The organism is Streptomyces sp. NPDC059994, from assembly GCF_042737755.1.
Classification (GTDB): Bacteria; Actinomycetota; Actinomycetes; order Streptomycetales; family Streptomycetaceae; genus Streptomyces.
In genome coordinates this window covers 1-11,618 of record NZ_JBHWUR010000036.1, presented here as the reverse complement: position 1 = coordinate 11,618, position 11,618 = coordinate 1, and the positions used below count along the sequence as shown (strand labels likewise).

Genomic DNA, 11,618 nt, shown 5'->3' with positions numbered 1-11,618 from the left:
GGGGTGCGAGGGGAGCGGCGGCTCCGGGTGGCGTCGGCCGGGCGGAGGCCCGGCCCGCGTCAGCCCTTCAGCCCGCTCGACGTCAACGACTGGATGAAGGTCCGCTGGGCGAAGAGGAAGGCGAGCAGCACCGGCAGCACCGTGATGACGTTGCCCGCCATCACCGCCGCCCACTGGGTGTGGTGCTGCCCCTGGAAGGTGGTCAGCCCCAGCTGGAGGGTGTACTGGGTGTCGTGGTTGATGGCGATCAGTGGCCAGGACAGGTCGTTCCAGGTGGCGAGGAAGGTCAGTACCGCGACCGTGGCGAGCGCGGGCCGGGCCAGCGGCGCCACGATCGAGAAGAGCACCCGCAGCCGTGAGCAGCCGTCGATCCAGGCGGCCTCCTCCATCTCCCTGGGCAGCCCGAGGAAGAACTGCCGGAAGAGGAAGACCGCGAACGGCGTGACCAGCGAGGGCACGATCAGCGCGCCCAGAGTGTCGATCAGCCCCAGCCACTTCATCACCAGGAACGTGGGGATCATCGTCAGCTGGAACGGGATCACCATCGTCGCCAGCATCAGCGCGAGCAGCGCCCGCGAACCCCGGAACCGCATCCGGGCGAACGCGTAGCCGCCGAGCGCCCCGAGCACCAGGTTCGAGCCGACGGCGACGACCGAGACGATGCACGAGTTGGCGAACCAGCGCGGGAACATCGCGTTGCCCAGCACATAGCGGTACCCGCCGAAGTCGATCCCCTGGGGCCACAGCGCCGGCGGGAACCGGTTGATCTCGGCGTTGGTCATGAACGAGCTGAGCACCAGCCACACCAGCGGCAGCGCGAAGCAGAGCGAGAGCGGCGCGAGCAGCAAGTGCCAGGCGCTGAACGGCAGTCGGCGTCGCCGGGTGGTGCGCGCCGCCGGGGCGGCGGCGGGTGCGGCGCCCTCGGTGGCCATGGTGGAGGCGGTCATCGGGCCACTCCTTCCGCGCGCCGCAGTCCGGGTGCGGCACCGGTGGTGCGCTCCCGGTGGCGGCGGTAGAGGGTCACGGCTGTGCCAGCGAGGAGCAGGGCGACGGCGAGTACGTAGGCGGCGGCGGCGCCGTAGCCCGCGGTGAAGGTGCGGAACGCCTGCTGCCAGACGAAGTACACGATGACCGTGGTCGACTCCAGCGGGCCGCCCTTGGTCGTCACGTACACCAGGTCGAACACCTGGAGCGCGGTGATCAGCTGCCACAGCACCAGGAACGCGGTGACCGGGGCGAGCGTCGGCAGCGTGACATACCGCAGGACCTGCGCCCGGCTCGCCCCGTCCAGGCGTGCCGACTCGACGAGTTCGGCGGGTACGTCCTGGAGCGCGGCGAGGAAGACGACGACGCAGAAGCCGATCCCGCTCCACAGCGAGATCGCCAGCAGGACGTACAGCGACTGGCCGGGGTCGGTCAGGAAGCCCTGCGGTGAGACGCCCAGCTTGTGCAGGATCGAGTTGGCCGCGCCGAACTGCGGGTCGAAGATGAAGGAGAACAGCACGCCCTGCGCGGCGGCCGAGACGACGAACGGTATGAAGACGAGGGTGCGGTAGACGCCGACGAACCGGATCCGCCGGTTCAGCGCGAGGGCCAGCGCGAGCCCGCCGGCCAGGCTCAGCGGCACGTACAGGCCCGCGTACGTCAGGGTGTTCTCGACGGCCTTGCGGAAGCCGGGGTCCTTCGACAGGGCCCGGTAGTTGTCGAGGCCGACCCAGCGGCCGGGGGTGACCAGGTCGTCGGCGCGGAACGACAGCAGCAGCGACCAGATGACCGGCACCACGCTCAGCCCCAGGATGACCAGGACCGACGGGGTGATGAACGCCCAGGCGGTGGCCTGCTCGCCGCGTGCCCGCCTGCGCCGGGCGCGGCGCCGTTCGACGGGCTCCCGGTCGTCTGGCGCCAGGGTGAGCGGGCGGGGTGCGCCCGTACGGGATCCTCGGTCCACGACGACCCTCCTCATCGGGGAATCAGCAGGGCGGCGTCCGCCTTGTCGGCGCACCGGCGCACCGCCTTGGCGGGGGAGGCGCGGCCGAGCAGCACGGACACCACGGCCTCACCGGTGGCCTGCGAGATCTGCGGATAGGCGGGGTGGATGGGCCGCACCCGGGCGGTCTCCAGGGCCTTGGTGAACACCGGGAGGCCGACGGTGTCGGCGGAGTGCCGCTGCCAGGCGCTCTCGGCCTCGGTCCGTCTGCTCAGCGGCAGACTGCCGCCCCCTATGTCCCACCGCACGTCCTGCGCGGGAGTGATCAGCCAGCGGACGAACTCCACGGCCGCCCGGGCACGCGCCTTGCCGTTGTCGAAGAGGGTCCAGGTGTCGGGCCCGGAGATGGTCAGCGGCTTTCCGCTGTAGGTGGGCATCGGCACCACGTCGTACGGCAGCTTGGACTCCACGATGTTGGGCAGCTGCCACGGCCCGGTGATCACCATGCCCATCCGGCCGGAGGTGAACACCTGGTACATCTGCTCGCTGCCGGGCTTGGGGTCGATGTAGACGCTCTTGTCGGCGACCAGTTGGGCGACGGTCTCCAGGGCCCGCCGTCCGGCGTCGGCGAAGCCGATGCTCCTGCCGTCGGGGCCGATCACATCGCCGCCGAGGTCCCACACCATCGGCCACAGCCGCCACACGGTGTCCTCGTCGCCCGCGCCGGGCCAGCCGGTGCCGAAGACGCCGTGTCCGGCGTCGGTGAGTTTCCTGGCGGTGGCCACGAACTCGGGCCAGGTCCAGCCGGGTCCGGGCAGCGGGATTCCGGCGCGCCGGAAGAGTGTGGTGTTGCAGGCGACGGCCAGCGAGTCGAGCAGCGAGGGTGCGGCCCGTACCTTGCCGTGCAGGGTGACGGCCTCCCTGACGGAGGGCCAGAAGTCGTTCCACGGCGGCGAGCCGTCGTGCAGCGCGCCGGTCAGATCGACGACTTTCGGGCTGCGGGCGATGCTCGCGAGGTCCGAGCCGAAGATGTACGCGATGTCGGGATAGGCACCGGCCGCCAGCGCGGCCGTCACCTTCTGGAGCATCGCGTCCGCGACCACGCCGCCGCCGCTCGCGTTCACCCGGACGCGGGACTGCGAGCGGTTGAAGTCGGCGGCCAGCCCTTCGATCGCCTTGGCACCGATCTCGTTCTGGCCGTGCCACATCTCGATGTTGACGCGGCCGTCGGCGCCGACGCCGTCGGAGGTGGTCGAGGCGCAGGCGTCGAGCAGGGGAAGGGTCGCGGCCCCGGCGACGACGCCGGCCCCGGTGCGCAGGACCCGGCGGCGCGGGAGGCCCGGGGCGGGGTGGGGCTTGCTGGTGCGGTCATGACCGGCGGGCATGGTCGTCCATCCCTTCGCGGATGCGCCCCGCCTCGGACGCGGGACACACGTCCTGGCGACTCGGGCCGGACTCCGGATCGGGTCGGGATCCGCTACCGGCTGGGCGCACCTCTCGAAGCGCCGGGCCGCGTGGGCCCTGCACTGGCTGGATGAAAGCGCCTCGGGGGTCACGCGTCAAGTACCCGAGAGCGGTGCCGCTCCGCGTGCCGTCCGTCACCACACGTCACTCCACGGCACAATGGTGCGCTTCCGGCCCGGGTGGTGATCTTTCGGCCCAATTGCGCGGAGGAGATCTCCAAGTGTCGCCTCCACCACTGGATGTGAGGGTCCATCACCTCGGTCGTCCGCGTTGGCCGTCCCCCTGGCCATCACCTTTCAGGAGGTTCATCGGTGAATCCGTTCCGCAGGCTGCGTGTCCTCATGGGCATCGGCGCGTCCACCGCCGCGCTCGCCGCGACCGGGCTGATCGGCGCCCCCCCCGGCGCAGGCGGCCGCGCCCGCCGAGGGCACGGCCGCGAGCGCCAGGACCGCGTCGCAGCCGGTCGCTCCGGCGGCCTGCTCGGGCACGTACGAGGGCGACGAGCGCCTCGGCCCGCAGTACCTGCCGAAGCCCTGGCAGGACCCGGTCGGCCCGCTGCTCTTCGGCTACCACCGCACCGGCCGCCTCAGCCCGACGGCGTTCCTCGCCACCTACTGGGACACCACGGCGGGCAGTTGGAAGTACCCGCCCAACGACGGCTTCGCCAACGGCCCCGACGGCATCCTCGACAAGCGGGCGGTACGGCTGCACGTGGGTGAGGACCTGGACCGCTTCGGCTCCGAGTACGGCGCGTTCCTCGCCCCGGCCGGGGCGGGCTACGGCCGCCGGGCGCTGCCGCCGCAGAGCCTGATCACGCGTGAGGCGGCTTACCCGTGTGCGTACCACGCGTACGGGGTGACCAAGAGCTTCACCGTCTGGGAGGGCCGGATCGCGCCCTGGTTCGAGCAGCGTGGCGGCGGCGAACAGGTGAAGCTGGATCCGATGTTCGTCGACCCGGGCGAGGGCCAGAAGCTCAATGTGAAGTGGCTCCTTGACCACGGGTATCTGAAGGCGGAGACGAATGTGGGGGCGGAGAGGAGCGCGCTGGCGGGGGTGGCGACCGGCTGAGCGCGGGTTCCGGTTCCGGTTCCGGTTCTGGTCCGCTTCCCGCTAGGGGGCGGTGAACACCAGCTCCGACCACCGCACGCCGGGGCGGCCGTGCAGATCGGCGCGGCTGCCCCGGTGGGCGGCTCGCAGCCCCGCCGCCTCGGAAAGCGCGAGGGTCTCGGCCTCCGGCACGTCGAACATGCGCCGCCCGGACGGCACCGGGCCGCTGCGTACGGTCATCGCCAGCGTGCCGCCGGGAGCGAGCAGCGCGGCGACGGCCCGCATGCCCCGGGCGCGCTCGGCGGCGTCCAGGTGCATCCACACCGCCGTGAGCAGGATCAGGTCGAACCGCTCGCCGAGCCCGGTGAGCACCGGCACGTCCGGCAGCGCGTCGTCGAGCCAGGTCAGAGCGGGTTCCGGATGCAACCGCTCGCCGTGGAGGCGGAGTTCGGCGGTCGGCTCGACGGCCGTGACCGTGTGGCCGAGGCGGGCCAGTGCGGCCGCGTCCCGCCCGGTCCCGGCGCCGAGGTCCAGGGCCCGTACGGGCGAGGCCGGATAGAGGTGCAGCAGACCGCCGTGGACCTCCTCGAAGGTCACGCTCTCGTACTGCTCGGCCAGCGCGTCGGCGTCAGCGCCGTACCCCTGCGTCCCCGCGACGGTGTCGTTCACACGGTCAGGCTAAACGATCAGCAGCCCGGCATTACCAGCGAGGTAATCGCCAACGGGCCCCGCTCCCCGCACCATTGATCACACAACGCACCGCCGCGCGAGGCGGTCACCCACGGGGAAGGACCCAGCGCCATGCCGTACTTCGAGACCGGCACCGACGGCACCCGCCTCCACTACGTCGACTACGGGCCGCGCGAGGGCCGGACGATCGTCTTCGTCAACAGCTCCTACTTCGGTACGGAGATGTGGGAGTTCCAGATGCTCACGCTGGCCGCCGAGGGCTACCGGTGCGTCGGGCTCGACCGGCGCGGGCACGGGCGGTCCGACGACGTGTGGGACGGGTTCGACCTCGACACCCTGGCCGGGGACGTCGGCGCGCTCCTCGACCATCTCGACCTCACCGACATCACCCTGGTCGGACACTCGATCGGCACCGCCGAGGTCGTCCGCTACCTCACCCTGCACGGCAGCGGGCGGGTGGCTCGGGTCGCCCTGGTGGCCGGGATGGCACCCGGCCCGGCCCGCTCTGCCGACCACCCCGAGGGCGTGGACCCCGCCCTCATCGCCGCCGGGAACGCGGTCTTCCGCAAGGACCGCCCGGGCTTCTTCGCCGACGGCGCCGCCGCGTTCTTCGCCCTGGACCGCCCCGGCAACGACGTCTCGCCCGCCCACGTCCAGTACTGGGAGAACCGCTGCGCCGGCGCCACGGCCCGCGCCGCCAACGCCCTCGGCGACCTCGTCGTGACCCTGAACGTCGCCCCCGAACTCGCCAAGATCGACGTCCCGGTCCTGGTCATCCATGGCACGCACGACGCGTCCGCGCCGATCGCGCTGACGGGGGAGCGGGCCGCCCGCCTGATCCCGGGCAGCACCTACCACGTGTACGAGAACGCCGGTCACGGCCTGTTCGTCACCCACGCGGACCGGCTCACGGCGGACCTGCGGGAGCTCACGGGCCGCTGACTGCGCCATGGGATGAGCCCGGCCGGCCGACGAAGAGCTCCGCCGGCGCTCAGCCCCCGCCGATGCCCAGCGCCCCCCGCACCTCCCGGAAGAGCCGCTTGTCCAGCCCGTTCACGCTCATCCGATTCTTCGTCACGGCGAAGGAGAAGCGGTGGGCCGGGTCGGCGGAGGCGGCGCTGCCGCCTGAGCCGTTTGTGCCGAAGCCGCCGTCGGGGGAGCGCACCACCGAGCCCGCGCCGCCCAGCATGAAGCCGTAGCCCTTCAACAACGGGAAGCCCAGGGAGCGGTCCTCGCCGCTCGTCCTCGGGGTCGTCGCCTCCTTCAGGGTGGCTTGCGACATCAGGCGTACGCCGTCCAGCTCGCCGCAGGCCAGCGCCGCGTACACCCGGGCCGCCGCCCGGGCCGTCATCGTCCCGTTGGCCGGGAGCGCCGCCCGGCGGAAGCCGGCGCGGTTGGCCAGCGCGGCCACCGGCAGCACCGGGCGGGGGGCGAAGGTGAAGAAGGGGGAGTCCGACGGCATACGGTCCAAGTACGCCGACCAGCCGCCGTCGTAGCACGTGGCCACCCGGTCCACCAAGTGGTCAGGGACCGAGAACAGCAGCGAGTCCGCCACCCCCAGCGGCGCCGCCAGCTCCTCCCGCAGCAGCTCGTCGCAGGTACGGCCGGTGGCCCGGCGCAGGGCCTCCGCCAGCAGTACGCCGTACGTCCAGCCGTGGTAGCCGCTCGCCGTGCCCGGCTCCCACAGCGGCGCCTGCCCGGCCAGCCAGTCCCCGACCGCCGCCACGTCGAACAGTTCCTCCGGGGTCACGTCGGGGGGCAGCTGCGGCAGCCCAGCCGAGTGCGACAGGACGTGGCCCAGGGTGATCCCCGATTTGCCCCGCGCCCCGAACTCCGGCCAGTGCTCGGCGATCGGGGTGTCGTAGCCCACCCTCCCCCGGTCCACCAGGACCGCCACCAGCGCCGCCGCGACTCCCTTCCCCGTCGACCACGACGGCACCAGCGTCTCCGCCTCCATCGGACGGCCGCCCTCCACATCGGCCAGGCCCGCCCACGCGTCCACGACGAGCTCGCCGTCGAGATAGGCCGCCACCTGGACGCCGGTCTCCTCGCCGGACGCCGTCACCTCGTCCAGGATCTCCTCGGCCCGGCTCTGGGCGGCATTACGCGGTCGTGCCTCGGTCATCCCACTGCTCCCCACTCGCGCGGATGGCCGCCCGCCGCGCAGGGCGACGGACGGCCACCACATTCGTACCCGCAGGCTACATAGCTACATACGTCCGAACTCCGCTCCCGTGGTCACCTGGAACGGCAGCCACGTCGAAGTCGCCGTCCCCGGCAGGCTGTTCTGCGTGCGCAGCGTCGTCAGCTCGTCCGCCGACAGCGCCTTGCGGGTGATCCGGAACTCGTCCAGCGAGCCGGTCAACGGATTGGTTCCGTCCGGCTTCGCGCCCAGGCGGAAACCGTCCACGGCGTACGTGTCACCCGTGGTCACCGAGCCCGCCGGGGCCGCCGCGCTGCCCAGCGTCACCCCGTCGACGATCAGCCGGAGCTGTCCGTCCGCCCGTTGCAGGGCCACGTGGTGCCAGGCACCGTCGCCGAAACCGGCCTCGCCCGAGCCGTCCACCGCCGCCACCACCGTGGTCGCCGTGTCCGTCTCGAACGCGGCGTACAGCCGGTCCTGCGCGGGCTGCGCCCGCAGCCAGATCTGCCGCTCCGAGGCGCCCGTCCCGTACGCCCACACCAGCACCTGGTCCGGACTGGCTGTGGTGGCCGAGTACTTGAGCCAGGTGCTGACGGTGAAGTCGGCCGAGCCGAGCGCGGTGGCCGCGCCGTACGGCAGGTCGACGGCGTCGTTCGACCCGTCGAAGGCAAGCGCGTTGCCGAACCGGCCGGGCACGGTCGCCGCGCCGCCGCGCACGAAACCGTGGCCGCAGTGGACCGTCGAGTCCGGGGTCGCCGGACCCGCCGCGGGGCGCACCACGTCCTTCGCGCCCGTGTACTGGTTCTCGAACGACCACCAAAGCGCCGGAAGATCGGCCGGGTAGGAACCGGAAGAGCCCGCCGTGGAACCAGCGACCGTCGAGATCTCCGCCGTCGTCAGCGCCCGGTGGTAGATCCTGAACTCGTCCACGTCACCGTCGAACACACTCGTGTCGTCGAGCTTCGAGCCGACCCGCACCCCCTGCTGGCCGCTGCCCTGCGCGGGCGTCAGCGAGCCGGTCGGACCGCTCACCGTGACCGGGGTACGGGCGTCCACGCCGAGCGAGACCTTGTCGGCCGACCGGGTCAGCGTCATCAGATGCCATGCCCCGTCCCCGAACGACCTCGTCGACGTGGCGTCCGGCAGCGCGACGGCCGCCGTACCCGTGTCCGTCTGCACCCAGGCGTAGAGCCGGTCCTGCGACGGCTGGGCGCGCACCCACAGCTGCGGGCTGCTGCTCCCCGTCCCGTACGCCCACACCAGCGCCTGGTCCGGCGTGGTGGAGCCCGCCGCGTACCGGAACCAGATCGATGTCACCGCGATCGGCGCAGGTGGGAGACTTGCGCCCCTCCGCGAACGCGAGCAGGCTGCCCGCCTTCGTCTTCACCAGGGCCGGAATGCGATAGCAGCCGTAACCGCCCACACCGGAGCGGAACAGCACCTGCTCTGCGCCGACGAGAGCGCGCGTGGACGCCAGCGGGCCGCTCGCGTACGACGAGGGCGCGGCGAGAAGGAGGGAGACCGCCGCGAAGGCGAGGGCGAGCAGCCCTGCGAGGGCCCTGGCGGACCACGGTCTGCACCGTGGGAAGGAAGCGCCACCTGGTGCCGGTGAGTTGTACGGGGTGAACGACATGGAGATCATGGTGGTGATCGTCCCGTAGGGGATTCGACCAACACCTGGTGACCAGCTGTTGAACGCCGTGTGAAGGTCTGTTCACTCCCGGGCGAGAGCCGCCCGGAACCGGAGGTGTCCGGTCCGGACAGCCTCGCGTACGACCGTTTCAGTCTCCTGTACGACCGCTTCTGCGCGTAACGGTCTACGTATGCGGCCGGTGGCCCCTCTCCTGGCGCGGGAACGACTGGTCGGCGCCGGGCAGCGTCGGCTTCGGCAGCGTCGCCACCTCCTTCTTCGCCTCCTCCAGCTGCTCCGCCGTGTTCTGCGGCAGCCGCGGCGGGCGCGGCCGGGCCTGGGCGAAGCGGAACGCCGACGTGAGGTCGCCGAAGGTGCGGCGCCGCCACTGGCTGATGTTGGGCTCCTCGACCCCGGTGAACTCCTCCAGGAACTGGAGCGCCGAGGTGTGGTCGAACGCCTCGCTCGACACCCAGCCGCCCACCGTCCGGACGCCCAGCACGCGCACCTACCGGCCGGGCCGGGAGGTGCGCCGAGGGCGGGTGGGAGGGGGCGGAGGCCTCAGGCCCGGGCCGCCGCCAGCAGCGCGGCCGCCGCTTCGCGGGCCTGGAGCGCGGGGTCCGGGCTGTGGAAGATGCCGGCGGTCACCATCGCGCCCTCGGCGAGGAGCGTCAGATGGTCGGCGAGACGCTCGGGCAGCCCCGCGTCCGCGACGAGCGAGCCAATGTAGTCCCGCAACGCGCTCTTGTGGGCGCGTGCCTGGGCGGCGACTCGGGCCGAGGAGGCACCGAGTTCGCCGTACGCGTTGATCCACGCGCAACCGCGGAAGCCGGGCTCGCCGAACCAGCCGCGCAGATGGTCGAAGACCGCCAGGATCCGCTCCTCGGGCTCCGCGCGCTGCTCGACGTACTCCGCCAGGCGCCCGCGCCACACCGTGTCCCGGCGCTCCAGATACGCCTCCACCAGCTGGTCCTTGGCGGGGAAGAGGGCATAGAGGCGCCTGAGCGAGACACCGGAGGCGCTGCGGATCTCGTCCATGCCGACGCTCTGGATGCCCCGCCCGTAGAACAGGGTCCCGGCGGCGTCGAGCACCCGCTCCCGTGCGACTGCGCTGTCCATGACCTCATCACTCCTTGAACTGAGAACGTTCGTTCTCTAGAGTAGCGGCACAACGGGGAGAACGGTCGTTCTCTCTCGTTCCCGCTGCCCGTTCGCGCTCGCGCCGTTCGACCGGAGGTCCTCGCCATGACCGCTCGCCCGCCCCTGCCCCCCTTCGACCTGCATACCGCCCGGCAGAAGGTCCAGGCCGCCGAGGACGCCTGGAACACCCGTGACCCCGAGAAGGTCTCGCTCGCGTACACCGAGGACTCCCGCTGGCGCAATCGGGACACCTTCGTCACCGGGCGGGCCGGGATCGTCGAGCTGCTCACCGCCAAGTGGGAGCGCGAGCTCGACTACGCGCTGCGCAAGGAGCTGTGGGCGTTCGACGGCAACCGCATCGCGGTGCGTTTCCAGTACGAGAGCCGGGACGCGGCGGGGCAGTGGTGGCGCAGTTACGGAAACGAGCTCTGGGAGTTCGACGAGAACGGTCTGATGGACCGCCGTGAAGCGAGCATCAACGATGTGCCGATCGATGAATCGGAACGTCGGATCTTCGGAACACGCCCCGATTCCGAGCGGGGCGTTGCCTTTCCGCTCCGCTGACAGACGAATTTTGGAGTGATCGGCTCGTCGGTCCCGTTCTTCCGGGCGGCACCTGTCCGTCAAGAGATCCGAGACCCCAGAGGGATGGAAGTACCTGTGAACGTCACCAAGCGGGCCGGCCTCGCGGCCATGATGACGTACATGGCCACGGCGGCGGCGGTCACGCCCGCCGCGGCCGGGTCGTCCGTACCCGTCGCGGTCCCGCTGGAAGGTCTGGAGGCGACGCTGCCGTTCGAACCCCCCACGGTGAGCACTGGCGTACCCATCCCGGTGCCGGGTTCCCCGGGCGGGCCGCGCCACGTCGTCGGCTCGCTGATGCCGTCGCCGCTCATGCCGGCCCTGCCGGTCACCTCGGAGCTGCCGTCGACGCTGGTCAAGGCGCCGCTGACGGATCCGCTCACCGACGACAAGCTCGGCTCGGCGGCCCTGACCACGCCGTCCTCCCCGCTGCGCGCGGAGGGCCCGGGGGCGATCCTTGACGCGCCGCTCACCCCGCCGCAGGCCGAGCTGTTCGGGCTGCCCGCGCTCGACGAGCCCCAGGCCGGGCTGCTCGCCCCGCGCTGCGCGGAGCGCCCACCGCCAACCTCGGCCTCCGGTAGGGCCTTCCGCGCCCAGGTGCTCCCATCCACCTCTCAGGAGTCGCTAGCGCAGCACGCGTTCATCTGTCAAGGGCACTAGAAATACACCGGCTTGGGCTCGTAGCGTGCTGAACAGCCCCCACTGTTGCACGAAGGAGCTCTTCCGTGGACCACTCCCGCCTTGTCGAGGTCAGTGAATACGTCAACCGCAACGCCCCTCACCTCGCATTCGAGAAGTCGTCATTCAGCGACCTCGACCACTCCAAGGATTGCGTCGGATTCGCCGTGGACGGTGAGCGGATCGCCGTGACGCATACGAAGGACGCCGACGCACCGGTGCTCCGGTACACCCGGTCCGAGATCGCCGCCATGGTCCGCGCGGCGAAAGCGGGACAGCTGGACAAGTTCTGCTGAGCCCGTTCCTTCCTCCCCAGC

The 11,618-nt window shown here is 71.7% G+C and carries 12 protein-coding genes and 2 pseudogenes; 6 read left to right on the top strand and 8 right to left on the bottom strand.

Going from position 1 to position 11,618, the window contains the following annotated elements:
* Nucleotides 1-59: 59 nt before the first annotated feature.
* From ACFWA7_RS19520 to ACFWA7_RS19510, 3 genes are read right to left on the bottom strand one after another with little or no spacing between them, the layout of a single operon-like run.
* Nucleotides 60-947, bottom strand: coding sequence for a carbohydrate ABC transporter permease (locus ACFWA7_RS19520; RefSeq protein ID WP_385824106.1), 888 nt, complete (start codon nt 945-947; stop codon nt 60-62).
* Entirely contained in the window at nt 944-1,963 is a 1,020-nt protein-coding gene (locus ACFWA7_RS19515; protein WP_385824104.1) for a carbohydrate ABC transporter permease, read from the bottom strand. The genes ACFWA7_RS19520 and ACFWA7_RS19515 overlap by 4 nt, the downstream gene beginning before the upstream one ends.
* Complete coding sequence (locus tag ACFWA7_RS19510; protein ID WP_385539192.1) at nt 1,960-3,312, bottom strand: ABC transporter substrate-binding protein; 1,353 nt, start codon at nt 3,310-3,312, stop codon at nt 1,960-1,962. Before ACFWA7_RS19510 ends, ACFWA7_RS19515 begins: the two co-directional genes overlap by 4 nt.
* Before the next feature lie 475 nt (nt 3,313-3,787).
* On the opposite strand from ACFWA7_RS19510, the pseudogene ACFWA7_RS19505 reads away from it, so the two are divergent.
* Nucleotides 3,788-4,459, top strand: a pseudogene (locus ACFWA7_RS19505) (TNT domain-containing protein); the annotation flags it as partial.
* Nucleotides 4,460-4,501: 42 nt separating this feature from the next.
* On the opposite strand, the gene ACFWA7_RS19500 reads toward ACFWA7_RS19505, so the two are convergent.
* Nucleotides 4,502-5,107 (bottom strand): class I SAM-dependent methyltransferase, encoded by a 606-nt coding sequence (locus ACFWA7_RS19500; RefSeq protein ID WP_385539190.1) that lies wholly within the window; start codon nt 5,105-5,107, stop codon nt 4,502-4,504.
* Between the two features lie 132 nt (nt 5,108-5,239).
* On the opposite strand from ACFWA7_RS19500, the gene ACFWA7_RS19495 reads away from it, so the two are divergent.
* On the top strand, nt 5,240-6,070 hold the full coding sequence (locus tag ACFWA7_RS19495) for an alpha/beta fold hydrolase (RefSeq protein ID WP_385824102.1): 831 nt from the start codon (nt 5,240-5,242) through the stop codon (nt 6,068-6,070).
* A gap of 49 nt (nt 6,071-6,119) precedes the next feature.
* Here ACFWA7_RS19495 and ACFWA7_RS19490 read toward each other — a convergent pair whose 3' ends face one another.
* Together ACFWA7_RS19490 and ACFWA7_RS19485 are read right to left on the bottom strand one after the other, a co-directional pair.
* Nucleotides 6,120-7,253, bottom strand: a complete 1,134-nt coding sequence (locus tag ACFWA7_RS19490) for a serine hydrolase domain-containing protein (RefSeq protein ID WP_385824099.1) — start codon at nt 7,251-7,253, stop codon at nt 6,120-6,122.
* Nucleotides 7,254-7,337: 84 nt separating this feature from the next.
* Nucleotides 7,338-8,588, bottom strand: coding sequence for a LamG-like jellyroll fold domain-containing protein (locus ACFWA7_RS19485; protein ID WP_385824097.1), 1,251 nt, complete (start codon nt 8,586-8,588; stop codon nt 7,338-7,340).
* A gap of 149 nt (nt 8,589-8,737) precedes the next feature.
* Here ACFWA7_RS19485 and ACFWA7_RS19480 point away from each other — a divergent pair, with 149 nt between their 5' ends.
* Nucleotides 8,738-8,932: a hypothetical protein gene (locus ACFWA7_RS19480; protein WP_385824095.1), complete on the top strand. Its 195-nt coding sequence runs from the start codon at nt 8,738-8,740 to the stop codon at nt 8,930-8,932.
* A 156-nt stretch (nt 8,933-9,088) separates the two neighbouring features.
* Here the strand turns inward: ACFWA7_RS19480 and ACFWA7_RS19475 are convergent.
* Nucleotides 9,089-9,388: pseudogene (locus tag ACFWA7_RS19475) on the bottom strand (phospholipase); the annotation flags it as partial.
* 74 nt (nt 9,389-9,462) lie between these two features.
* Nucleotides 9,463-10,020 (bottom strand): TetR/AcrR family transcriptional regulator, encoded by a 558-nt coding sequence (locus ACFWA7_RS19470; protein ID WP_385824093.1) that lies wholly within the window; start codon nt 10,018-10,020, stop codon nt 9,463-9,465.
* Nucleotides 10,021-10,146: 126 nt separating this feature from the next.
* On the opposite strand from ACFWA7_RS19470, the gene ACFWA7_RS19465 reads away from it, so the two are divergent.
* The 3 genes from ACFWA7_RS19465 to ACFWA7_RS19455 all read left to right on the top strand — a co-directional run bounded on the left by ACFWA7_RS19465 (nt 10,147) and on the right by ACFWA7_RS19455 (nt 11,597).
* A complete protein-coding gene (locus ACFWA7_RS19465) occupies nt 10,147-10,605 on the top strand; it encodes a nuclear transport factor 2 family protein (RefSeq protein WP_385539182.1) in 459 nt (152 codons plus the stop codon).
* A 96-nt stretch (nt 10,606-10,701) separates the two neighbouring features.
* Nucleotides 10,702-11,283 (top strand): hypothetical protein, encoded by a 582-nt coding sequence (locus ACFWA7_RS19460; RefSeq protein WP_385824091.1) that lies wholly within the window; start codon nt 10,702-10,704, stop codon nt 11,281-11,283.
* 65 nt (nt 11,284-11,348) lie between these two features.
* Nucleotides 11,349-11,597 (top strand): DUF397 domain-containing protein, encoded by a 249-nt coding sequence (locus tag ACFWA7_RS19455; RefSeq protein ID WP_385539178.1) that lies wholly within the window; start codon nt 11,349-11,351, stop codon nt 11,595-11,597.
* The last annotated feature ends 21 nt before the right edge of the window (nt 11,598-11,618 follow it).